The following is a 21,383-nucleotide window of genomic DNA, read 5'->3' as shown; positions in this document are numbered from 1 at the left end:
ACGGGCAGGCAGCGCGTACGCTTTGATTGGACTAGACCTGTCGCCGCCCCAAGGGAAGAGGTCCGATGAGCAAGCGCAAGCGTGCGGTCCTGGAGGTGATCGCCCTCGGTGTGGAGGACGCGGTCGCCGCCGAGGCGGGAGGCGCGGACCGCCTGGAGCTGGTCACCGACATGGCCGCGGACGGGCTCACGCCGGCCGTCGAGACCTTTGCCGGGATCCGGGCCGCCGTCGACGTCTCGCTGCGCGTGATGCTCAGGCTCGCGGACGGTTTCGCGGCGGGGGACACCGACGCGCTCGTACGCGTCGCGGGCGAGCTGCGGACCGCGGGGGCCGACGAGTTCGTGCTCGGCTTCCTCGACGAGCACGGCGGCCTCGACCTGGCCGCCGTGGAGCGGATCGTCGCCGAGCTGGACGGCTGCCGCTGGACCTTCCACCGCGCGATCGACCGCGCCGCCGACCGCGACGCCCTGCGCAAGCAGCTCGCCGAACTGCCGGGCCTCGACGCCTACCTCACCGCCGGTTCCCCGGCCGGCGTCGACGACGGCATGCCCACCCTCCTCGCCGAGGCCGCGCGCCGCGGCGAGCCCGGCTACGAGCCGCGGGTCATGGTCGGCGGCGGCCTCCGCCTCGACCACGTCCCGCGCCTGCGCGCCGCCGGTATCGACGCCTTCCACATCGGCGGCGCCGCCCGCCCCATCGGCTGGACCGGACCGGTCTCGACGCGGTCGGTACGGGAGTGGCGGACGGCCCTGGACGCGTAGGGCGGGCCTGCCGCGCCCCTCAAGCCCCCAGCGCGAGCTGGGCCGGCAGCGGCGCCGCGTGGGTGACGATCAGGCCCGACACCGCTCGGGTCAGGGACACGTACAGGCGGCGGAGGCCGGTGCGTTCGTCGGGTTCGCCGTCGACCACGGCCTGGGGTTCGTCGAGGACCACGTAGTCGTACTCGAGTCCCTTGGCGAGCGAGGCGGGTACGAGGGTCAGGCGGGTGTCCGGGGTCGTCTCCTCGCCCGGGCCCAGGCTGGTGATGCCCGCCGCTGTCAGGGCCTCGGCGAGGACGGGGATCCGGGCGTCGGCGGCGATCAGGCCGATCGAGCCCTCGTGGCGGAGCAACTCCTCGCAGGCGGCGATGGCTTCGGAGTCGGCGGACGTCGTACGCACCTCGAAGAACCCCGGGTTCTCCCGCACCGACGCCACCGGTGTCAGCCCGGGCGCGATGTGCGGCAGCAACCGGGAGGCGTAGGCGATGACGTCGGTGGGGACACGGAAGCCCGCCGTCAGCTCCTCCACCACGGCGTCGCCCTTGCCGAGATGGCCGAGCGCCTCGGCCCAACTCCGCGTCGCCCACGGGGTCGTGCCCTGCGCGAGGTCACCCAGCACGGTCGCCGAGCCGGTGGTGCAGCGCCGCCCCACCGCCCGGTACTGCATCGGCGACAGATCCTGCGCCTCGTCCAGCACGACATGCCCGAGCGAGTGCGTCCGCTGCACGAGGTCGGTCGCCTCGTCGATCAACACGGCGTCGGCAGGAGCCCACTTGGCGGCTTTCAGCGACCGTGCCGGCTTCTGCCAGAGGATCTCCTTCTGCTCGCCCTCGTCGAGGAGTCCCGCCGCGTGTACGGCGAGGAAGTCCGCGTCGGACAGCAGGCGCAGGACGAGCCTGGCGGGGTCGACGGGCGGCCAGATCGCCTTGACCGCGGCCTTCACGGCGGGGTTGCGGGCCACCGCGTCCTGCACCCGGTCGTCCGGCGCCTCACCCGCCCGCTCCATCTGGACCAGCACGGCGTGCGCGATCCGCTGTGGAAGGGCGTCGCGCGCGGCCCCGTACCGGATGTCGCGGTCGAGCAACTCGCGGACGATCGACTCCAGTTCGTACGCCGGCACCCGCCAGCGCCGTGAGCCGCGCACGACCATGACCGGCTCGGTGGGGAGTGTCACGTGCGAGCGGACCGCCCTGCGCAGCACCTCGGCCATCCGGGCGTCGCCCTTGACGACCGCGGCGGTGGCGCCGTCCGTGCCGCGGACCTCCACATGGGCGACCAGGTCGTCGACCGTCGCCTGCCTGACCTCCAACTCGCCCAGCGCGGGCAGCACTTGCTCGATGTAGTGCAGGAAGGAGCTGTTCGGCCCGATGACCAGGGTGCCGGTGCGGGCGAGCCGCTCGCGATGGGCGTACAGCAGATACGCGACCCGGTGCAGGCCGACGGCCGTCTTGCCGGTGCCGGGACCGCCCTGCACACAGACCGAGCCGCCGAGCCCCGACCGTACGATCTCGTCCTGCTCCGGCTGGATCGTCGCCACGATGTCGCGCATCGGGCCCACACGCGGGCGCTCGATCTCCTGCTGGAGCAGCTTGCTGGTGGCCGCCTCCTCGGACGGGTCGGAGAGGTGCTCGTCCTCGTACGCCGTGAGCTCGCCGCCCGTGTAGCCGAACCGGCGGCGCAGCCCGACATCCATCGGGCTCTTCTTCGAGGCCCGGTAGAACGGCTGCGACACGGGGGCGCGCCAGTCGATGACCATCGGGTCGCCGTCGGCGTCGTGGACGTGCCGCCGGCCGATGTAGAAGCGCTCGCCCTCCGCGCCCTCCGCCCGGTCGGCGCCGGGGGCGTGCAGATAGTCGAGCCGCCCGAAGAACAGGGGGGTGTGGCTGAGGTCGGCGAGGGACTTGATGCGTTCGTCGATCTGGTGCTGGAGGACGGCCGCGTTCACCCAGTTCGCGGTGACGTCCTTGATGTCGAGGTTCTCCGCGTCCTCACGCATCGCGCGCAGGGCGGCGCGGGAGTCGTCGAGGTGGGTCCGTTCGCGGGAGAGGGGGTCCTGAGGGTCGGTGTGGGCATCGGACGGGGTGGACACGGGGGTTGCCTCCGGGGACCTGCTGCCTGAGTGAATCCGAATGTGAATCCGAAAGCCGACCGGTTTCCGTCCGGGCGGCGGCACTCCACGACGGGAGGCGGGCAAGAGCGGAGATTCTAGGCGAGCGGGGGATCTCGGGGCCAACCGTTTTCCACCCCCTCGGGGGTGCGCCCCCGGGACCCTAGGGGTCGGGGTACGTCGTGAGGCGTACGCGGGACGGCCCACAGGTGTACCAGGAGGCCGCCGAGGTTCGGCCGGGAGGCCGACGCCATCGGGGGCCGAGGGATCCACCATGGATACATGAGCGCAGCAACCTTCATCCCAGGCCCTGTCCGCACCGGCGCGACCGCCGCCTCCGGCACCCACCAGCGCCACCGCGTGGGCGACGCCCTGCGCGCCGTCAAGGTGTTCGCGAGCGCGGCGTTCAGCGTGGTGCTCCTCGGTGAGTACGGAGAGGAGGCGGGCGTCCGGCGCCGGTGAGCCGCGGGTCCGCATCGGTATCGCGCCGGTGAGCCGCGCGCCGGGCCGAACTGCCCGGCCAATAGGGTCACTCCGTGTTTCGACGGAACGTGATCAACCGCTCACCCAGTGAAGTCGCCCCCGGCCGCCCGACGGTCGCGGGCCTGCTCCTCCTCGCCCTCTCCCTCACCGCCTTCACCGCGCTGTGTGTCCTCACCCGCGCGCCCATGGCCGACGTACTGGTCTACCGGGCGGAAGGCGCGGCCGTGGCGAACGGCACGGACCTCTACGGGTTCACCGTCACCCGCTGGCGGCTGCCCGCGACGTACCCGCCCTTCGCGGCGCTCCTCTTCGTGCCGACGACCTGGCTCCCGCTCGGCGCCCTCGAACTCGCCTTCGCCGCCGGGAACGTGGTCCTGCTGGCCGCGCTGGTCCGGCTCTCCTGCCGCCTCGCGGACCTGCCCCTGCGATTCCCCGCGGGCTGCGCCGCCACCGCCCTCGCCCTCTGGCTCGAACCCGTCTTCCAGACCGTGCTGTTCGGCCAGATCAACCTCGCCCTCGCCGTGCTGGTCCTCTGGGACCTCACGCGTCCGGCCGGCGCCCGCGGCAGGGGCATCGCGCTCGGCATCGCCGCCGGGGTGAAACTGACACCGGCCCTCTTCATCGCGTACCTGCTGCTCAGGGGCCGCCGCCGGGAAGCGGCCACGGCCGCGTCGGCCTTCGCCGGGACCGTCCTGCTCGGCGCGCTCGTCCTGCCCGCCGCGAGCGTCGACTTCTGGACCCGGCGGCTGTACGAGACCGGCCGCGTCGGCAAGGCGTGGATCGTCGACAACCAGTCACTCCAGGGGACGATCGCCCGCGCCCTGGGGGAACCGTCGCCTGGCCCGGCCTGGGCGCTGCCCGCGGCCGTCGTCGCCTGCGGCGGCCTCTGGCTCGCCCGCCGCGCTCACCGGGACCGCTGGGGCATCCTGATCACCGCCACCACGGCGCTCCTCGTCTGCCCGATCAGCTGGTCGCACCACTGGGTGTGGTGCGTTCCGCTGATCGCCGTCCTGTACGCCGAGCGCCGGCTCCGTACGGCCGTCGCGGTGACCGTCCTCTTCACCGCCCGCACCCTTTGGCTGGTCCCGCACGCGGGTGACCTGGACCTGCGACTCCCGTGGTGGCAGCAGCTGTTGGCCTCGCCGTACGCCCTGGCGGGACTTGCCCTGCTGGCCTCGCGGCCGACCGGGTCTCAGCCGTCCGTGTCCGCCGCCAGCAACTCGTCGGCGTCCATGATCCGGTAGGCGTACCCCTGCTCCGCCAGGAACCGCTGCCGGTGGGCGGCGAAGTCCTGGTCGATGGTGTCGCGGGCGACGACGGAGTAGAAGTGCGCCTGGTGGCCGTCGGCCTTGGGCCGCAGCACGCGCCCCAGCCGCTGGGCCTCCTCCTGCCGGGAGCCGAAGGTCCCCGACACCTGGATCGCGACGGTCGCCTCCGGCAGGTCGATGGAGAAGTTCGCCACCTTGGACACCACCAGGACCGAGATCTCGCCCTGCCGGAAGGCGTCGAAGAGCTTCTCGCGCTGCGCGTTGCTCGTCTCGCCCTTGATGACCGGCGCGTCCAAGTGCTCGCCCAGCTCGTCGAGTTGGTCGATGTACTGGCCGATCACCAGAATCTGCTGCCCCGCGAACCGCCGTACCAGCGCCTCCGTCACCTTCCGCTTGGTCGCGGTCGTCGCACAGAAGCGGTACTTCTCCTCCGTCTCGGCGGTGGCGTAGGCGAGCCGCTCGGTCTCGGTGAGGTTGACGCGGACCTCGACGCAGTCGGCGGGCGCGATGTACCCCTGCGCCTCGATCTCCTTCCACGGAGCGTCGAACCGCTTCGGCCCGATCAGCGAGAAGACGTCCGACTCGCGGCCGTCCTCACGCACCAGGGTCGCCGTCAGACCGAGCCGCCGCCGCGCCTGGAGATCGGCGGTGAACTTGAAGACGGGCGCGGGCAGCAGGTGCACCTCGTCGTAGAGGATGAGTCCCCAGTCGCGGGAGTCGAAGAGCTCCAGGTGCGGGTAGACACCCTTCCGCTTCGTCGTCAGCACCTGGTACGTGGCGATCGTGACGGGCCGGATCTCCTTGCGTGTACCGCTGTACTCGCCGATCTCCTCCTCCGTCAGCGAGGTCCGCTTCACCAGCTCGTGCTTCCACTGGCGGGCCGAGACGGTGTTCGTGACGAGGATCAGGGTGGTCGCCTTGGCCTCGGCCATCGCACCGGCGCCGACGAGGGTCTTCCCCGCACCGCAGGGCAGCACGACGACGCCGCTGCCGCCGTGCCAGAAGTTCTCCACGGCCTGCCGCTGGTAGGGCCGCAGCGCCCAGCCGCTCTCGTCCAGCTCGATCGCGTGCGCCTCCCCGTCGACGTACCCGGCGAGGTCCTCGGCCGGCCAGCCCAGCTTCAGCAGCGTCTGCTTGATCTGCCCGCGCTCCGAGGGGTGCACGACGACCGTGTCCGGGTCGAGCCGGGCGCCGACCAGCGGCGCGACCCGCTTCGACCGCAGGATCTCCTCCAGGATCGGCCGGTCCGTGGTGGTCAGGACCAGACCGTGCGCGGGGTGCTTGCTGAGGGTGAGCCGCCCGTAGCGGTCCATCGTCTCCGCGATGTCCACCAGCAGCGCGTGCGGCACGGGATAGCGGCTGAACTCGACCAGCGCGTCCACGACCTGCTCGGCGTCGTGCCCGGCCGCCCGCGCGTTCCACAGCCCGAGCGGCGTCACCCGGTAGGTGTGGATGTGCTCGGGCGCCCGCTCCAGCTCGGCGAACGGCGCGATGGCCCGACGGCACGCGTCGGCGTTCTCGTGGTCGACTTCGAGCAGGAGTGTCTTGTCGCTCTGGACGATGAGAGGTCCGTTCACGCCCGTACCTTTCTGCGCGGCGGCACCCAGGCGCGGGTGCTCGGCCAAACGTCCAGTGTGCATCACCGGCGGACGATCACGCGTGGTCGTCGCCCAGGGTTGTCCTCGCCCACACCCGGTGGTCGCTCACGCCTGCCCGTCGGCGAGCTCGGCAACCCCCGTCACCCGGTGCAGCGGATACGTCCGTACCTCGTCCGCCGTGCGGTCGTACGCCGTCACGAAACCGCCCTCGACGCGGATCGGCGCGATGACCCGCTGGGTGGCGGTGCCCTCGGCGTTGACGTAGCCGATCCAGAGGGACTCGCCGGTCATGACGGCGGCCTGCATGGTGGCGAGGGTCTCGGCGGAGCTGGTGCGGGGCAGGCCGCCGCTGCCGGGGCGGTCGGCCGAGGTGGGCTTGCGGGGTGCCGTGGAGGCCAGGTCACCGGCGCGGATGGCGCGCACGGCGGCGCCGAGGAGGGTGGCGTCGGGGACCGGCGGGCCCTCCGGGACGGGCTCGGGGGCGGTGCGCGGCGCGGTGCGGCGGGCGTGCGCGCGGGTGATCAGGACGTCGCCCTCCGCGGACTCGGCGGCGGGCGCGAAGCCCATCGCGCGCAGCCCCTCCAGGAGGGCCCCCGGATCGGCCTGCGCGGCCAGCACGGTGGGCGCCAGGCGTCTCAGCCGCAGCCCCTGCGACCGCTTGTCGGCGAGGATCTCGTTCAGCACCGCGTCGTCGTCGCACCGCACGTACGCCGACGCCGAGCCGATCCGCAGATGGCCGTGCCTGCGCGCCACGTCGTCGATCAGATACGTCAGCGGCTGCGGCACCGGTGTCCGCGAGTGCTCGCCGAGGAACGCGTGCAGGTCCGATGCCGACCGGCCCGCGTCCAGCGCCCGCCGCACCGACCCCGGCGTGAAGCGGTAGACCGTCGCCCCGCCCTTCGACTCGACGTCCGCGAGAACGCCGAGCGTGTCCGCGAGCGGACGCCGCAGCGGGCCCGGCGCGACCGCGGTCAGGTCCGCCTGGAGGAGGACGTGGTCCAGCGGCTCCGGGAGCAGCGGCGCGAGGATCCTGACCGCCCGGGCGGCGGCCGCCGCCTGTTCGGCGGGGGAGCGGACGGTCTCGGGAGCGGGGTGCGGGCGCCTGTGGACGGGCAGTTTGTCGCCGGGGCCCGCGGCGGGGGCGGTGTCGTGGCCCGCCGCCGGCGGCAGGCCGAGCAGCGCCCGCCCCTGCGCCGACAGCGCGCCCCGGCCCGTCACGCCCAGCGACTCCGCGTCGGACAGCGTCCAGCGGGCGAGGCGGGTGCGCAGGTCGTCCGCAGGCTGCGGGCTGCGGGGCGGGCGTTCCCACTGGAGGCGCGCCAGGACGGAGTCCGGGGCGGGGGAGGCCCCTTCGGGCAGGGTGGCCAGCAGGGCGAGGACACGGTGACGGACCTCGGGGGCCGCGGAGCGGTCGAGACCGGGGCCCAGCGCCGACAACGTACGGTCCTTCGCGTCCCGCGCGCCGACCAGGCCCGGCGTACGGGTCGAGTTCAGCCACGCCGAGGCGAGCCTCGCCCAGCGCTCGGCGGCGGGCCGCTCCAGCCACTCGTCGTAGCCGGGCGTCGCCGCGTACCGCTCCTCCGCCTCACCGTCCGACGCCAACAGGCCCGCGGCGTAGGCGAGTTCCACCCAGAACGCGGCGACCGGCTCCGACACGTCCAGCGCCACCGCTGTCCGCTTCAGGTCCCGCACGCTCAGCCCGCCCGCGCGCAGCACCGCCGGACCGCCCTCGTGCCAGTCCTTCAGCAGTTCCTCGACGGTCGCCAGCGCCGTGTACGCCTGGCCCGCCGCGGTACTGTCCACAACCTGTGGACGGTGTGTCGCCGCCGCCTCGACGGCCGGCCCCACCGGCTCCGTCACCCGGTGCGCGCGGCCGGCCCGCAGGTGCAGGGCCACCTCCCGGGGCAGTACGACCGTGCCGGGCGCCGTCGGCAGCAGCAGCCCCCGGTCGATCAGCCAGCGCAGATGGCGCGCCGGGTCGGCCGTCACCTGCCCGTACGGCGGCCCCCACACCAGCCGCGACAGCACGTCCACGGACTCGGCGGGGGCGCGGTCCAGGAGCGCCGACATCTCCGCGCGGTCCGTGAACAGGCCGGTCAGCGACGCCACGGCCGACACGGAGTCGTGGGTGCTCGCCAGCCCGGCCGCGGTCACGATCTCCTGGATCCGCCCCGGCGACATCCCAGCGGTGGCCTCCGCGACCGTCGGACCGAGCCCCGTCGGGGACGGGTGCTGCGGGGACGGCGCGAGCAGCTCACGGGCCGTACGGATGAGCCGCAGCCGGTCGTGGGGCCCCCATACGAGGGCCTGCTCCCGGAGCGTGCCGAGGGCGTGCGGGAAGGCCCCGGTGACCGCCGGGTCGCGGTCGTCGCCCGCCATCAGGGCCAGCAGCTGCTCGTACGTCGCCGGTTCGGGCGCCACGGCCAGGGCCTCCGCCGTCTGCAGGGCGAACCGGTCAAGACGCTCCAGGGCGCGCACCACCGACGCGCGGGTGCCCGCGCGGGTGGCCAGCTGCGTGAGGTCCGTCGGGACGGGCGTGATCAGGTCCGGGCGGGCGCGCAGGAGCGCGGACAGTGAGGCGTCGTCGCGCGTGCGGAGCGCCTCCGCCAGCGAACGCGGAGCGTTCCCCGCGGGGGCGGGGTCCGCGCTGGGGTGCTCCTCGGTGCTCATCCGGCCAACGGTAGCGGGTTTCACCTCCTGTGCCCCTGACCTCCCCTGGCCGGGGCCGCGCCACCGGTCCTGCCCCGGACGTCGCGACGCGGGTACCGGAAGAGCCGGGGAAAGGGCCGGATCCGCTCGGGGGCGGCGGCTGTGGAAAACCCGGTACGGTCGTGACCACGAGGTATCCAACGCGTGCGCCCCGGAGGGGACTTCGTGGGGATTGAGAGCGACCAGCTGGTCTTCGACTACCTGAGCCGGGTCGGTGACCTTGCCCAGCAGCGCCAGGTGCCGTCCGCGACGCGCATGCGGCTGGTGTCGGAGCTGCGCAACGAGATCGACCGCCGCAGGGCGAAGGCGACCGCCGACACCCCCGCCGCCGTCCGCCGGATCCTGGACCGCCTCGGTACCCCCGACGAGATCGTGGACGCCGCGGGCGGGGGCACCCCGGGGGAGGCGGCCGGCGGGACGGGCGGCTGGGCCGCCGTACCCAGCCAGCGTCAGGCCGACGCGCCACCGCCCCGCCCCAAGGGGCTGCGCCGTGTCGTCCCCAGGCCCCGGCCCGCCGAACAGGACGCCGTCGAGGACGTGCCGTCACCGCCGCATCTCGCGAGCGCGAGCGAGCTGGGTGACAGTGCCACGCGGCCGGACTGGTGGCGGGTGGACAGCAGCCTGTTCGGGCCTGGGGAGAGCGTGCCCGGGTTCGTGGGCGGTGTGGAGATCCCCGAACTGCTGAAGCCGCCGCCCGCGAAGAAGGACGAGCCGGCGGTACCCGCGCCGGAGGGCAAGGGCAAGGCCGACGTCGTGGAGGCCGAGGAGGAGCCCGTCGTCGACGCCCGGCGCCGCCGGCTCCCGCGGCTCCCCCGGCTCGGCCGGTGGAGCAACCCGCTGCTCCTGCTGGCCGCCGCGCTCCTCGTCGCGGGCGCCGTCCTGGGCAACCTGTTCGCCCTGGTCATCGGCTGGGTCATCGTCTACGCCTCCCGCCGGCTGACCCCCGCCGAGGTCAAGGGCGCCGTCCTGGTCGTGCCCGGCCTGGCCGCCTCCGGCGGCATCGGCTGGCTCTGGGGCCGCGTGAACGGCCGCTGGGGCGAGCCCGTCGTCGAGGGACATCTGAACGACGCGATCGCGCAGACCTGGCCGTGGGTGGTGCGGGCTGCCGCCGTCGGGTCGGCGCTCTACCTCGTGTGGAGGTCACAGCGCCGCCGGTGAGCGGTGGTTTTTTCGCCCCCTCCGCCCCTGCCCATTCCCGTCCCTCGGGGCTCCGCCCCCGAACCCCCGCTCCTCAAACGCCGGAGGGCTGAAAGTTTTCAGCCCGTCCGGCGTTTGAGGACGAGCGCGCCAGCGCGAAAGGGGGGTCTGGGGGCGCAGCCCCCAGAGACGGGACGGGTAAGGGCGGAGGGGGCGAAGAACCCCGCCACAGCCCTGGGCAGAATGCCCCCATGACTCTCACCGTCGGCTTCGACCTCGACATGACCCTGATCGACTCCCGGCCCGGGATCCACGCCTGCTACCAGGCACTTTCGGCACGGACGGGGACGTACATCGACTGCGACCTGGTCATCACGCGGCTGGGGCCGCCGCTGGAGGAGGAACTCGTCAACTGGTTCCCCGCGACCGAGGTCGCGGCCGTGGCGGACGTCTACCGGGAGATGTACCCGACGCACGCGATCACCAGCACCCCCGCGATGCCCGGCGCCCGCGAGGCCATCGCGGCGGTGCGCGCGACCGGCGGGCGCGCGGTCGTCGTCACGGCGAAGTGGGAGCCGAACGCGAAACTGCACCTGACGCACCTGGGGATCGACGCGGACGCGGTCGTCGGCAACCTGTGGGCGGAGCGGAAGGCCCGGGCGCTGCGCGAGCACGGCGCGAGCGTGTACGTCGGCGACCACACCGGCGACGTACGAGGCGCCCGCACCGCACAGGCGTACTCCGTCGCCGTGCCCACCGGCCCGTGCGACGCCGCGGAACTGCGCGCGGCCGGCGCGGACGTGGTGCTCGCCGACCTGACGGAGTTCCCGGGGTGGCTGACGGGCTACCGCGAGGCGTCGGCGCGGGCCTGACGACGTCCCGCGGCGAGCGACTGGAACACCCCCGCTCCGGCCATCAGGAAGCCGACGCCCATCAGCATGCTCAATCCGAACATGTACGTCGGGAAAGGCGTCGTGTCGAGCAGCAGCGGGGCCACGGTGACCAGAGTGGCCACGGCGCCGACGAAGAAGACGATGGCACCGGCACGGATCAGCCGGTCACCGGGTTCGGCGGAGTTCGCTCGGGTTTTGTCACGCACCCGACCAGGGTAGTTCCCAGCGCGAAGGAACATCCGCCGCCTCCCCTGCCATTGCCCACGCTCCCCATAACCTCCTGACCTCCAGGCCAGGAAGACCGCGGAGAATTTCCTCGAACCCGTCGGGAAAAGGTCCGGGCTCTGGGCAAGGAAATACGAACACCCCTCCACACTTCCCCCACCACTTTGAGCCTCTGCCGACGCAGGCGAGGACTCAGCCTCGTTTTAAGGCGTGTTGGGTTGGAGAGACCCCCGGTAGGGTTGTTCGACGGCAGTTCAACCGGCAGTTCAACCGGCGTCCGGGAGCGTCCGGGACCGATAGAGGGAGCGTGTGCTTTGCCGACTGGCAAGGTCAAGTGGTTCAACAGTGAGAAGGGCTTCGGCTTTCTCTCCCGCGACGACGGCGGCGACGTCTTCGTCCATTCCTCGGTCCTGCCCGCCGGAGTCGAAGTCCTCAAGCCCGGCCAGCGCGTGGAGTTCGGCGTCGTCGCCGGCCAGCGCGGCGACCAGGCGCTTTCGGTGGTCCTCCTGGACCCGGCGCCCTCCGTCGCGGTCGCGCAGCGCCGCAAGCCGGACGACCTGGCCTCCATCGTCCAGGATTTGACGACCCTTCTCGAAAACATCACGCCAATGCTGGAGAGAGGCCGCTACCCCGACAAGGCCTCCGGCAGCAAGATCGCGGGCCTGCTGCGAGCGGTCGCCGACCAACTCGACGTATGACGGGTATGTCCTGGTAACCCGTAGCCGACTACGGGAAGTTCAGCGCGTCCGGGGCGAGGGGCGGTACCAGTCCCTCGGCCGCCGCCCGCGTCAGCAGTCCCCGGATCGCCGCGTAGCCGTCGTCGCCCAGATCGGCCGTGAACTCGTTCACGTACAGGCCGATGTGCTGGTCGGCGACGGCGGGATCCATCTCCTGGGAGTGTTCCAGGACGTAGGGGCGGGAGATCTCCGGGTCGTCCCAGGCCATCCGGACCGACGTGCGGGCGGCGTCGGCGAGCGCGGTGAGCCGCTCCTCGCCCAGCGAGCGCTTGGCGATGATCGCGCCCAGCGGGATCGGCAGACCGGTCGTCCGCTCCCAGTGCTCGCCCATGTCGGCGAGCTTGTGCAGCCCGTAGTTCCGGTAGGTGAAGCGGGCCTCGTGGATGACGAGTCCCGCGTCGACCTTCCCGTCCCGCACGGCGGGCATGATCTCGTGGAACGGCATGACCACGACCTCGCCGACCCCGCCGGGCAGCGTGTCCGCGGCCCACAGGCGGAAGAGCAGGTACGCCGTCGACCTCTCGCTCGGTACGGCGACCGTACGGCCGGTGAGGTCGACGCCCGGCTCCCGGGCGAGCACCAGAGGGCCGCAGCCCCGGCCCAGCGCGCCCCCGCAGGGCAGCAGCGCGTACTCGTCGAGGACGTACGGCAGCACGGCGTACGACACCTTCAGCACGTCGAACTCGCCGCGCTCGGCCATGCCGTTGGTGATGTCGATGTCCGCGAAGGTGACGTCCAGCGCGGGCGCGTCCGGCACGCGGCCGTGGGCCCAGGCGTCGAAGACGAAGGTGTCGTTCGGGCAGGGCGAGTACGCGATCCGCAGGGATTCAGCGGGTGTGGTCATAGGGCTCATGTGGGTTCCAACTCTCCAGTACGGGCGCGAGCTTCCCGAAAGCCTCGGTGAGTGCGGTGAGCGCCTCGCCGATGCGCCAGGCGGCGCGGTCGCGCGGGCCGACGGGATTGGAGACCGCGCGCAGCTCCAGCACGGGCACACCGTGCGCGGTGGCGGCCTCGGCGACCCCGAAGCCCTCCATGGCCTCGGCGAGGGCACGGGGGTGGCGGGCGCGCAGTTCGGTGGCGCGGGCGCCGGTGCCGGTGACGGTGGACACGGTCAGAATCGTTCCGGTGTGTCCTCCGATGGCCGCCGCGAGCTCTCGTACGAGTGATTCCGGCGGACGATGGCTGACGACTCCGAAGCCGAGTTCGGTGACGGTCACGAACCCGTCCGCTGTCTCGGCGCCCAGATCGGCCACCGTGATCTCGTCGGCGACGACGAGGGAGCCGACGGGCGCCTCGGGCTGGAAACCACCGGCGATGCCCGTCGAGACGACGAGGTCGTACGGGCTGTCCGCCAGGGCGGCCGCGGTGAGGGCGGCGGCGGTGGACGCGGCGGCGCGGGCGGGACCGACGCCGGCGGCGAGCAGGTCGTAGCCGCCGGTCCGGTGGAGAGCCGCCCCGGGAAGCGGCATCTCACGGAGTGGCGCGGGCGCGAACGCCCGCGCCACCGCGTCCCGTTCGAGGGGGACCGCGGTGGCTACGAGGACACGTGCCGCGGGTACGGAGGACGTGGTCAGGAGTCCTTCTTGAGCGTGAAGGACCACAGACCGGTGACCGTCTTGTCGCCCTCCTTGATGGAGACCAGCGTGGAGTTGCCGCTCGCGCCGTACTGCGCGTTGAAGAACACGCTGCCCGGGATCGTGCGGTACGTCTTCTTGCTGGAGTCGGTCAGCGGCTGACCGTTCATCAGGATCGTCCAGCCCTTGTCGGCGATGTCGGGGTCCACACCGAACCGCACGGTCTCGTCGGGGTCGACCTCGATGGACTTGATGTCCTTGGCCTTGAGGCACTTGGCCAGCTCCGCGGCCTTCACCTCCTTGCCGTCGTTGTAGCAGTCGGTCTCGGAGCTCACCGAGTTGTCGCCGACCGTGATGGTGGCCATCGGCGTCGGCTTGTCACAGGCGGACAGGGCGAGAAGTCCGGCGGATACGGCTCCGACGGCGGCGACGGCGCGACGGCGGCGCGCGGCGCTGAATCCAGAGGTCATGGCCGAAGGCTATCGGGCAGGCCCACCGCATCCCCCACGTGGGGTACGGCGTGCCGCGTCCGGACGAGGCACCTGGCGTACCCGGCCACGGGCATACGGACGTGCCGAGTCCGCAGGTCGGGGCCATGGCCGTACGACCCCCCTCGCCCCGGCTATTCCACCCGCGGCCGGGTGCGGCCTCCGTGCCGGGCCACCCCGATCAGTCCCCGCACCGTGGTGAGCCAGCCGGTGGCGACGATCGCGGCGGCCACCGAGAGGCCCAGCGTGCCGTTCAGGGGCAGCGCCATGCCGATTCCGCCGCCGATCACCCAGGCGGTCTGCAACAGCGTCTCCGAGCGCGCGAAGGCGGACGTACGGACGAGTTCGGGCACGTCCCGCTGGATCAGCGCGTCCAGGGAGAGCTTGGCGAGGGCCTGCGCGAAGCCGGCGACGGCGGCCAGGCAGGCCACCATCACCGCGCCGAAGAACACGGCCGCGGTGATCGCGGCCCCCAGTACGAACGCGACGACCGTCACGATGATGATCTCGGGAGCACGCGATTTCAGCCAGGCTCCGACCGCCGTGCCGAGGGCGTTGCCCGCGCCCGCCGAGACGCCCACTATCGCCAGCGAGGCCGCCGCGCTCGCCCCGGCGAGGGGGTGCTCGCGCATCAGGAAGGCGAGGAAGAAGATCAGGAAGCCGGAGAGGCAGCGCAGGGCGGCGTTCGCGGCGAGGGCGTGCGTGACGGCGGTGCCGACCGTACGCAGTCCGGGACGCGGGACCTTCTTCAGGTGCGGCCCGTGCAGATGCTCCGGGTCCGCCGCCAGCAGCGCCTTGTCCTCGCCCTTGGCGGAGTCGACCTTGGGCGGCAGCGAGAACGACAGGAACATCCCCGCGATGAAGATCACGAAGGCGCCGTAGAGCGGATAGCGCGGGCCGAGGGCCTGGAGCCCCGCCCCGATCGGCGCCGCGACCCCGGTGGCCAGCAGCCCGCCGAGGGTGACCCGGGAGTTCGCCTTGACCAGGGAGAACCCGGGTGGCAGCAGTCGCGGCACCACAGCGCTGCGCACCACCCCGTACGCCTTCGAGGACACCAGCACGCCCAGCGCGGCGGGATACAGCTCGATGCCTCCGGTCACCACCGCGCCCGACAGCAGCAGGGCAAGGAAGGCACGGGCGAGCATCGCGCCCGCCATCGCGGCGCGGCGGCCGTGCGGGAGGCGGTCCAGGAGCGGGCCGATCACCGGGGCCAGGAGTGTGAAGGGCGCCATGGTGATGGCGAGGTAGAGCGCGACCCGGCCGCGGGCCTCGTCGGTGGGCACCGAGAAGAAGACGGTGGAGGCCAGGGCGATGGTGATCATGACGTCGCCCGCGCCGTTCACCGCGTGCAGTTCGATCAGTTTTCCGAGGCCGGACTCGCCCGCGCCGTGCGCGTGTGTCGCCTTGCGGATACCGCGTGCCGTCCCCGTCACCGGGAAGTGCAGGGCACGGCCGACCGCACGGACGGACCCGCTCATGCGGGCCGGTCCGCCACCTCGGTTACTCCCCTTGGCCCCACCGATCCCGGTGGCTCCGTGGGGCGTCCTTGCGGCTGCCACCCCGTCATAGTGCCCCGAGATCGGGGTGTGTATTGCGGTTACCGCGCGGATGGGGGCTGAGCGGGGTGGGGGAGGGGAGGCGCGGAGGGCTGGAGAGGGGAGGCGCGGGCACCCGGGGCGCGCAAGGCGGCGCGTCCGGGGTTTCCCAGCTTTTCCGGCACTTTCCAGCCGACCGGGACGGCTGGGTGGGTGGGAGACATCGGCCGCGGAGCGGCGGGGATTCGGCCGCGGAGCGGCGGGTGGTGGGAGCCGCGGAGCGGCGAGAAAACCGGCGCGGAGCGCGGAAAATCCCGGCGCGGAGCGCCGAAGAGGCCCGCCGGTGTGGGCCCAGGGGCCAGGAGAAGGTAGCGTGCGTAGCGCGCCAGTGGCGATTGTTCTCGGCCGCGCGCCTCTCGGTCATCCCGCAGAATGGATGACGTAGGTGCGCCCGAGTGCGATCGGGCGCGGACGTCGACGCGGTCCCCCGGTCCGCTCCGTCCGCTCCCCCGCCGTGGAATGGCGCACCCGTGAGACGGCGTAGGAGAGAAGCGATACCTGTGAGCGCAGCGACCACGCGAAGCCGCACCCCCGACCGCCTGTGCGCCGAGGCGGTCGATCTCGCCCGCGCCGCCGCCGAGGAGGCAGCCGCCCCCGGCGTCGTCGGTGAGCACGTCGAGCTCGTCTCCGAAGGCGACCGAGTCGTCACGCACTTCTTCGAGTGCAAGGAGATGGGCTACCGCGGCTGGCGCTGGGCCGTGACCGTCGCCCGCGCCTCCCGCGCGAAGCTCGTCACCCTCAACGAGACCGTGCTGCTGCCCGGCCCGGACTCCCTGCTCGCCCCCGAGTGGGTGCCGTGGAGCGAGCGGCTCCGTCCCGGTGACCTGGGGCCCGGTGACCTGCTGCCCACGGACGCCGAGGATCTGCGTCTGGAGCCGGGCTACACCGGTGAGGACGAGCCGCCGCCGAACTCGCCGCTCTCCGAGGAGATGGCCGAGCTGGTGGAGGCGGAGGACGCCGAGGTCCTGGGCGTGGCGCCCGCGGGTCTGCTCCTCGCGCCGACGCGCGGTTCGATCGCGGCGGTGGCCGAGGAGCTGGGGCTGCGGCGGGCGCGTGTCCTGTCGCGGTACGGGCTGCATGTGGCGGCCGACCGCTGGGAAGAGGGGTACGGGCCGAAGACGCCCATGGCGCAGGCGGCGCCGGCGCCATGCGTCAGCTGCGGGTTCCTCAACCGGATCGGGGGGTCACTCGGTCAGGCGTTCGGTGTATGCGCGAACGAGTTCTCGCCGGCTGATGGCCATGTCGTCTCGCTCGCCTACGGCTGTGGTGGCCACTCCGAGGCCGCGGTCATGCCCGCACCGCCGCGTCCGGCGCCTCACGTGATCGACGAAACCCAGGTGGATCCCTTCCCGTTGCGCCCGGCGGCGGACTCGGGGTCGGTGTCGGAGGTCTCGGACGAGGCCGCGGCGGAGTTGGGCCACTCGTAGTCAGCTCCTGGTCAGCTCCTGCCGCCACCTTCGGCTTCGTCGGAGTAGCGAGGCAGGTCCTCCGTCGAGATGGTCCAGTCGCCGATGGTGACGTCCTCGCCGTAGACGAAGTCCTTGCGGGTGGCGTAGCGGGGGCCGTCGGGGGTGGAGTGGATGTCGGTGAGGACGGCGCCGGTGCCGGTGCGGGGGTCGAAGATCGCGTAGACGGGGATGCCGATCAGCGGGTAGTCCCGTACTTTGCCGACCCAGTCGTTGTCAGGGTTGGAGCGGGAGACGATCTCAACGGCGGCCACGAGCGTACGAGGGTCGAAGGACCCTTCTCCCTCCATGTCCGCCTCGGCGATCACCATGATGTCGGGGCGGCGCATGATGCCTTCTGGGACTACTTCGACGTCAGGCTCGCCGGTGTGGGCCACGATCTCTTCCGGCATGACCTTCTCCAGGCGTTTCCGGAGACGGAGTGCCGTGAGTTCGTGCGGTCGGACCGGCGACATCATGTCGAGGACGATCCCTTCCCTGGTGATCTCGAACTTGCCGGGGAGGGTGCCGTCCGTGGACTCCACGAAGTCGCGCATGGCCCGGTACAGATGCGAGGCGCCCTGCTGGGCGTGGTCCGGGGCGATGGTCATGGCGTTCGCTCCTCGTCTGTGCCCAGGGGCAAGGATCGTCACGTTCATGTTAGGCGGCCTCCGGTAGATCGGATCGGCAGTGGTGGCAGCGGCCGGGGGTGGGGGAGCGGAACGCGTGGTCGCAGCCGTCGCAGTTCTGGAGCGGGTGCCGCACCTCCGGGTGTGGGGCCGGGGCCCGAAATGGCGGCAGCGGTGGCAGTTGGGCGGTCAGACGGTGGGCCAGGAAGGCCGCTGGGCGGCGTAGGTCCTCGGGTGGCAGGTCCGCTGCCAGGGCGTGGCGTACGGCGGTGGGGGTGAGGTCGCGCTCCAGCCAGGCGGCGACGCCGGGAGCGAGGTGTTCGGCGTCGGTGGCCGAGAGGAAGAGGCGGGAGTCCTGGCGGCGGAGGCCGGCGAGGAGGTCGGTGGCCTGCTGGAGGAGAGCGGGGGAGGAGTAGGCAGGCCGCGGGACGGGCGGGAGCTTCTTGCGGGGTGGAGTGGCGTCCGGCCGTCTGCGCGGTGGCTTATGGGCGTCGGCGGCCCGGTCGTGATGCCCAGGCCGGTTGCAGGACACGGTCCGGGTCACGATGCGGCCGCCAGGAACGCGTTCGCGGGTGCGGCGCAGATAGCCGTGGGCTTCCAACTCCCGCAGGGCGGCGGCGATACGGGCCGGGCTCTCCGGGAAGCGGGCCGCGAGGGTCTTGATGTCGGCGGAGGCGCCGGTGGGGAGGGACTGGATGTGGACGGCCAGTCCGATCGCCAGGCCGGAGAGTTCCGGATGCTGGGCGAGGTGGTTGCCGATCACCGTGAAGCGTTCGGCGTGGCGGGCGTTGTCGTGAATCACACCGGAGTGGGGGTGATTCCGGGCCCGAGTTCGGGACTGGGGGCGCGCGGGAGCGCTAGGGTTTTGCGTGTCCATCGGGAAGGGTTCGCTTCCTTGGTGGTCAGGCCCTCGCATTGGGATGCCAGTCCCGGCGAGGGCCGTCGTATGTCTGCGGTTGTCCGTGCTTGTCGCGCTGAGCGTAGGGCAGGCAACCGGGCCCGAACCCAGCCGAGTTGGTGATGTTCACTCTCGCGAGTGAGTTTGCGCTGCGGGCGGGAGGGGTGGGGCTTGGTCAGGGTTCTTTCTCCCCGGTCCTTTGAAGAGACCGCCCGCGTCACCGGAGCTCAGAGGGCTGAGCTTCGGTGGTGACGGTGACGGGAGGGTGACTTCGGCCCATACGGTCTTGCGGGGATGCGGACCCGTGTTCGTGCCCCAGCGGTCGGCGAGGGCGTCCACGATGAGCAGCCCTCGGCCCGACTCCGCGTCGGCGGCGGGGCTTTGAGCGTGCGCATCACGGTCGCCTCTCGTGTCCGTGACCTCGATACGGAGGGTGTCGCCGACGACGTAGAGCGTGAGCCGGAAGTCCCGGCCCGGGACCCGGCCGTGCGTGACCGCGTTCGCCGCCAGCTCCGCCACGATGTGCGCCGCCGGGTCCAACGGGATCCCCCAGTCGCGCATTTGCTCCGTGGCGAGCAGCCGGGCGAGCCGGGCGCCGCGTGGCGTGGCGGACAGGGGCACGCTGAAGTTGCGGATGAGGGTGGAGGTTTCCTGATTCACGTCACTCAGCGTGGCCGCGTCTGCCTACCGTGAACAGTGACGACACCGTTGCGTACGGTGACTGTCCGGAGCTTGTCCGGTGCTGTCCGGGCTGTCGGGGGCGGGCGCGGGGGTAGGGGCGTCGCGGCACGGTCGTACGACGGAGGGGTGCGGGATGTCGGTGGACGCAGGCGCGGGTCGGCTCAGGACCGAGGCGGATGAGCCGGGCTGGGAGGTGGATCCCGACGACGAGTGGGGAATCGCGGTCATCGCCACGGTGGGGCGGCAGCTCAGGCTGCGGCGCGAGGCGGTGGGGATGCGGGCCGCCGAGTTCGGGGAGTCGGTCGGGTACGGCGAGGACCTTGTCTACAAGATCGAGGGCGGCAAGCGGATCCCTCGGCAGGAGTATCTGGACAGGGCGGACGAGGTGTTGGGGGCGGGTGGGCTGATCTCGGCGACCTGGGTGGACGTTAAGAGGGTTCGGTATCCGAAGAGGGTGCGCGAGCTGGGCAAGTTGGAGGCCATGGCGGTCGAGATCGGCGTGTACGAGTGCAACAGCGTCCACGGTTTGGTGCAGACGTCAGGCCATGCGAGGGCCTTGTTCGAGGCAGCGCAACCGCCGTACTCCCAAGACGACGTGGAGCGTATGGTGGCTGCGCGTCTGGCCCGGCAGTCGGTCTTCGACCGTGACCCAGCCCCGTCCCTCCACTTCGTGTTGGAAGAGGCGGTGGTGCGCCGACCGGTCGGGGGGACAATGGTGTGGGGACAGCAGCTCGAACACTTGCTGGAGGTGGGGAAGCTGCGCAACGTCGCTCTGCAGGTGATGCCGACGAACAGCGATGCCCACCCAGGCCTGGACGGCAAGATCGAGCTGCTGAAGTTTCCGGACGGCACGGTGGTGGGGCGCTCGGATGGTGCCTTCAACGGCCGCCCGATCACCGATCCGAAACAGCTCCGGATTCTTGAACTGCGGTATGGCACCATCCGCGCTCAGGCTCTCCCGCCCCGAGAGTCGCTGGCCTTTATTGAGCAACTGCTGGGAGAAACATGATCCGCAAGACCGCGGCCGGGGACGCCTCCGAACTGGCCTGGTTCAAGAGCAGTTACAGCAGCGGCACCGATGGCAACTCCTGCGTGGAGATCGCGCTGGCGTGGTTCAAGAGCAGCTACAGCAGTGGCAGCGAGGGCGACTCCTGTGTCGAGATCGCGGCAACCCCCCGCACCATCCACGTCCGCGACTCCAAGTGCTCCAACACCGGCCCTCAACTCGCCCTCACCCCTGAGGCCTGGGCCGACTTCGTGCCGTACGCGTCCCGGGGCTCCTGCGTCTGACCTGCGTACTTCGGCCCGTACGCGTTCACAGCGACCGGATATAGCATCCCCCCGCCCTCATGCGTCTGCCATGCGGGGCCTTGAAAGCGGGGGAGTTGTGATGAACGACGGGGTCGAGCGGGAGTACCGCGGGCGGCGGGTTGTGCCGATGGTGTACGTCAGCCTGGTGGGCCTGGCGGTGATGGTCGCCATCGGAGTGCTGAAGGCGACGACGCTGTCCGGACTGAAGGCCTCGGACGTGATGGTCCCGGCGCTCTGGCTGTTCCTCGGTGTCCGGGTGGTCCTGGAGCAGTGGCGGGCGCGTACGTTCGTCACGGCCGACGGGATCACCGTGCGAGGGCCGTTGCGCACCCGCACCTGGGCCTGGACCGAGATCTACGGCATCCGGGTCGAGGACCGCAGGCGGGGCAGCCCCCGCTGGCCGGCGTATCTCTACGGCACCGACGGGCGCCGGGTTCGCCTCCCCCACTTCGACGAGCTCCAGCTGGGCGACCCGATCGCGGAGGCCGCAGACCTGTGTGCCACCGCCGTACGGCTCGGGCTCACGTCACTGGAGACGCGGCCCGAGGTGGAGGAGCGCATCCGGCGAGAGGCGCGACGGCGCACGGCGTGGCAGCGGGCGTCCGGCGCCGGCGTGGTCGTCGTGGTCGCCCTGTTGGTCCGCGACTTCTGGATGATTTTCACCGACCGGCCCACGCTCTCGTTCCTGCTCCTCCTGGGCATCCCCCTCCTCTGCATCCCCGTCTTCTTCCTCCTCCTGGACCGCCTCGGCGAGACCCTCGCCGCCCGGCGTTCGCCGAGTCGCGCCTAGCACTCGCCGGGCGGTTCGACCTCGGCATGGGCTGGCAGGGCCTCCGGCGCCGCCTCG

General features: G+C 72.1%; 21 protein-coding genes. 10 read left to right on the top strand and 11 right to left on the bottom strand.

Annotation, left to right across the window (positions count from 1 at the left end; all coding sequences use genetic code 11):
- Positions 1-65 precede the first annotated feature (65 nt).
- Complete coding sequence (locus tag ACIBLC_RS25720; protein WP_399213535.1) at positions 66-761, top strand: copper homeostasis protein CutC; 696 nt, start codon at positions 66-68, stop codon at positions 759-761.
- Between the two features lie 19 nt (positions 762-780).
- On the opposite strand, the gene ACIBLC_RS25715 is transcribed toward ACIBLC_RS25720, so the two are convergent.
- Positions 781-2,847, bottom strand: coding sequence for a HelD family protein (locus tag ACIBLC_RS25715; RefSeq protein WP_399213534.1), 2,067 nt, complete (start codon positions 2,845-2,847; stop codon positions 781-783).
- Positions 2,848-3,147: 300 nt separating this feature from the next.
- Between ACIBLC_RS25715 and ACIBLC_RS25710 the strand changes: the two genes are divergently transcribed.
- A complete protein-coding gene (locus ACIBLC_RS25710; protein WP_399213533.1) occupies positions 3,148-3,327 on the top strand; it encodes a hypothetical protein in 180 nt (59 codons plus the stop codon).
- A gap of 206 nt (positions 3,328-3,533) precedes the next feature.
- A complete protein-coding gene (locus tag ACIBLC_RS25705; protein WP_399213691.1) occupies positions 3,534-4,592 on the top strand; it encodes a glycosyltransferase 87 family protein in 1,059 nt (352 codons plus the stop codon).
- Here the strand turns inward: ACIBLC_RS25705 and ACIBLC_RS25700 are convergent.
- Positions 4,541-6,193, bottom strand: a complete 1,653-nt coding sequence (locus ACIBLC_RS25700; protein WP_399213532.1) for a DNA repair helicase XPB — start codon at positions 6,191-6,193, stop codon at positions 4,541-4,543. The two genes, ACIBLC_RS25705 and ACIBLC_RS25700, sit on opposite strands and share 52 nt — an antisense overlap.
- A 126-nt stretch (positions 6,194-6,319) precedes the next feature.
- A complete protein-coding gene (locus ACIBLC_RS25695; RefSeq protein WP_399213531.1) occupies positions 6,320-8,884 on the bottom strand; it encodes a helicase-associated domain-containing protein in 2,565 nt (854 codons plus the stop codon).
- A gap of 204 nt (positions 8,885-9,088) precedes the next feature.
- Between ACIBLC_RS25695 and ACIBLC_RS25690 the strand changes: the two genes are divergently transcribed.
- Positions 9,089-10,081 carry a hypothetical protein gene (locus ACIBLC_RS25690; protein ID WP_399213530.1) on the top strand — a complete coding sequence of 331 codons (993 nt, stop codon included), beginning with the start codon at positions 9,089-9,091 and terminating at the stop codon, positions 10,079-10,081.
- Between the two features lie 230 nt (positions 10,082-10,311).
- Positions 10,312-10,932, top strand: coding sequence for an HAD family hydrolase (locus ACIBLC_RS25685; protein WP_399213529.1), 621 nt, complete (start codon positions 10,312-10,314; stop codon positions 10,930-10,932).
- On the opposite strand, the gene ACIBLC_RS25680 is transcribed toward ACIBLC_RS25685, so the two are convergent.
- On the bottom strand, positions 10,905-11,159 hold the full coding sequence (locus ACIBLC_RS25680) for a hypothetical protein (RefSeq protein ID WP_399213528.1): 255 nt from the start codon (positions 11,157-11,159) through the stop codon (positions 10,905-10,907). The two genes, ACIBLC_RS25685 and ACIBLC_RS25680, sit on opposite strands and share 28 nt — an antisense overlap.
- A 333-nt stretch (positions 11,160-11,492) precedes the next feature.
- Here ACIBLC_RS25680 and ACIBLC_RS25675 point away from each other — a divergent pair, with 333 nt between their 5' ends.
- Positions 11,493-11,876, top strand: a complete 384-nt coding sequence (locus tag ACIBLC_RS25675; protein WP_399213527.1) for a cold-shock protein — start codon at positions 11,493-11,495, stop codon at positions 11,874-11,876.
- Positions 11,877-11,904: 28 nt separating this feature from the next.
- Here ACIBLC_RS25675 and ACIBLC_RS25670 read toward each other — a convergent pair whose 3' ends face one another.
- The 4 genes from ACIBLC_RS25670 to ACIBLC_RS25655 form a co-directional block, all read right to left on the bottom strand.
- Entirely contained in the window at positions 11,905-12,768 is an 864-nt protein-coding gene (locus ACIBLC_RS25670) for a 1,4-dihydroxy-6-naphthoate synthase (RefSeq protein ID WP_399213526.1), read from the bottom strand.
- On the bottom strand, positions 12,743-13,516 hold the full coding sequence (locus tag ACIBLC_RS25665; protein WP_399213525.1) for a futalosine hydrolase: 774 nt from the start codon (positions 13,514-13,516) through the stop codon (positions 12,743-12,745). The genes ACIBLC_RS25670 and ACIBLC_RS25665 overlap by 26 nt, the downstream gene beginning before the upstream one ends.
- Positions 13,486-13,959: a DUF2771 domain-containing protein gene (locus ACIBLC_RS25660; protein WP_399213524.1), complete on the bottom strand. Its 474-nt coding sequence runs from the start codon at positions 13,957-13,959 to the stop codon at positions 13,486-13,488. The genes ACIBLC_RS25665 and ACIBLC_RS25660 overlap by 31 nt, the downstream gene beginning before the upstream one ends.
- 152 nt (positions 13,960-14,111) lie before the next feature.
- A complete protein-coding gene (locus tag ACIBLC_RS25655; RefSeq protein ID WP_399213523.1) occupies positions 14,112-15,536 on the bottom strand; it encodes an MFS transporter in 1,425 nt (474 codons plus the stop codon).
- Between the two features lie 536 nt (positions 15,537-16,072).
- Between ACIBLC_RS25655 and ACIBLC_RS25650 the strand changes: the two genes are divergently transcribed.
- Entirely contained in the window at positions 16,073-16,999 is a 927-nt protein-coding gene (locus ACIBLC_RS25650; RefSeq protein ID WP_399213522.1) for a DUF3027 domain-containing protein, read from the top strand.
- 11 nt (positions 17,000-17,010) lie between these two features.
- On the opposite strand, the gene ACIBLC_RS25645 is transcribed toward ACIBLC_RS25650, so the two are convergent.
- The 3 genes from ACIBLC_RS25645 to ACIBLC_RS25635 all read right to left on the bottom strand — a co-directional run bounded on the left by ACIBLC_RS25645 (position 17,011) and on the right by ACIBLC_RS25635 (position 19,204).
- Positions 17,011-17,628: a Uma2 family endonuclease gene (locus ACIBLC_RS25645; protein ID WP_399213521.1), complete on the bottom strand. Its 618-nt coding sequence runs from the start codon at positions 17,626-17,628 to the stop codon at positions 17,011-17,013.
- Between the two features lie 49 nt (positions 17,629-17,677).
- A complete protein-coding gene (locus tag ACIBLC_RS25640; protein ID WP_399213520.1) occupies positions 17,678-18,523 on the bottom strand; it encodes a helix-turn-helix domain-containing protein in 846 nt (281 codons plus the stop codon).
- A gap of 147 nt (positions 18,524-18,670) precedes the next feature.
- Positions 18,671-19,204 (bottom strand): ATP-binding protein, encoded by a 534-nt coding sequence (locus ACIBLC_RS25635; RefSeq protein WP_399213519.1) that lies wholly within the window; start codon positions 19,202-19,204, stop codon positions 18,671-18,673.
- Between the two features lie 154 nt (positions 19,205-19,358).
- On the opposite strand from ACIBLC_RS25635, the gene ACIBLC_RS25630 reads away from it, so the two are divergent.
- From ACIBLC_RS25630 to ACIBLC_RS25620, 3 genes are all read left to right on the top strand, one after another.
- Positions 19,359-20,234 carry a helix-turn-helix domain-containing protein gene (locus tag ACIBLC_RS25630; RefSeq protein ID WP_399213518.1) on the top strand — a complete coding sequence of 292 codons (876 nt, stop codon included), beginning with the start codon at positions 19,359-19,361 and terminating at the stop codon, positions 20,232-20,234.
- A complete protein-coding gene (locus ACIBLC_RS25625) occupies positions 20,231-20,515 on the top strand; it encodes a DUF397 domain-containing protein (protein WP_399213517.1) in 285 nt (94 codons plus the stop codon). The genes ACIBLC_RS25630 and ACIBLC_RS25625 overlap by 4 nt, the downstream gene beginning before the upstream one ends.
- Before the next feature lie 100 nt (positions 20,516-20,615).
- A complete protein-coding gene (locus tag ACIBLC_RS25620) occupies positions 20,616-21,326 on the top strand; it encodes a PH domain-containing protein (protein ID WP_399213516.1) in 711 nt (236 codons plus the stop codon).
- Positions 21,327-21,383: the final 57 nt, after the last annotated feature.

This window comes from Streptomyces sp. NPDC050535 (assembly GCF_044457665.1).
Classification (GTDB): Bacteria; Actinomycetota; Actinomycetes; order Streptomycetales; family Streptomycetaceae; genus Streptomyces.
The sequence above is the reverse complement of the archived record's forward strand: the minus strand, read 5'-3'. Positions and strand labels throughout refer to the sequence as shown.

Excerpts from the sequence above, each read along its gene's own strand:
- ACIBLC_RS25720 (WP_399213535.1), top strand. The coding sequence starts at position 66 with ATGAGCAAGCGCAAGCGTGCGGTCCTGGAGGTGATCGCCCTCGGTGTG.
- ACIBLC_RS25710 (WP_399213533.1), top strand. The coding sequence starts at position 3,148 with ATGAGCGCAGCAACCTTCATCCCAGGCCCTGTCCGCACCGGCGCGACC.
- ACIBLC_RS25705 (WP_399213691.1), top strand. The coding sequence starts at position 3,534 with ATGGCCGACGTACTGGTCTACCGGGCGGAAGGCGCGGCCGTGGCGAAC.
- ACIBLC_RS25695 (WP_399213531.1), bottom strand. The coding sequence starts at position 8,884 with ATGAGCACCGAGGAGCACCCCAGCGCGGACCCCGCCCCCGCGGGGAAC.
- ACIBLC_RS25685 (WP_399213529.1), top strand. The coding sequence starts at position 10,312 with ATGACTCTCACCGTCGGCTTCGACCTCGACATGACCCTGATCGACTCC.
- ACIBLC_RS25670 (WP_399213526.1), bottom strand. The coding sequence starts at position 12,768 with ATGAGCCCTATGACCACACCCGCTGAATCCCTGCGGATCGCGTACTCG.
- ACIBLC_RS25660 (WP_399213524.1), bottom strand. The coding sequence starts at position 13,959 with ATGACCTCTGGATTCAGCGCCGCGCGCCGCCGTCGCGCCGTCGCCGCC.
- ACIBLC_RS25645 (WP_399213521.1), bottom strand. The coding sequence starts at position 17,628 with ATGACCATCGCCCCGGACCACGCCCAGCAGGGCGCCTCGCATCTGTAC.
- ACIBLC_RS25640 (WP_399213520.1), bottom strand. The coding sequence starts at position 18,523 with ATGGACACGCAAAACCCTAGCGCTCCCGCGCGCCCCCAGTCCCGAACT.
- ACIBLC_RS25630 (WP_399213518.1), top strand. The coding sequence starts at position 19,359 with ATGTCGGTGGACGCAGGCGCGGGTCGGCTCAGGACCGAGGCGGATGAG.
- ACIBLC_RS25625 (WP_399213517.1), top strand. The coding sequence starts at position 20,231 with ATGATCCGCAAGACCGCGGCCGGGGACGCCTCCGAACTGGCCTGGTTC.
- ACIBLC_RS25620 (WP_399213516.1), top strand. The coding sequence starts at position 20,616 with ATGAACGACGGGGTCGAGCGGGAGTACCGCGGGCGGCGGGTTGTGCCG.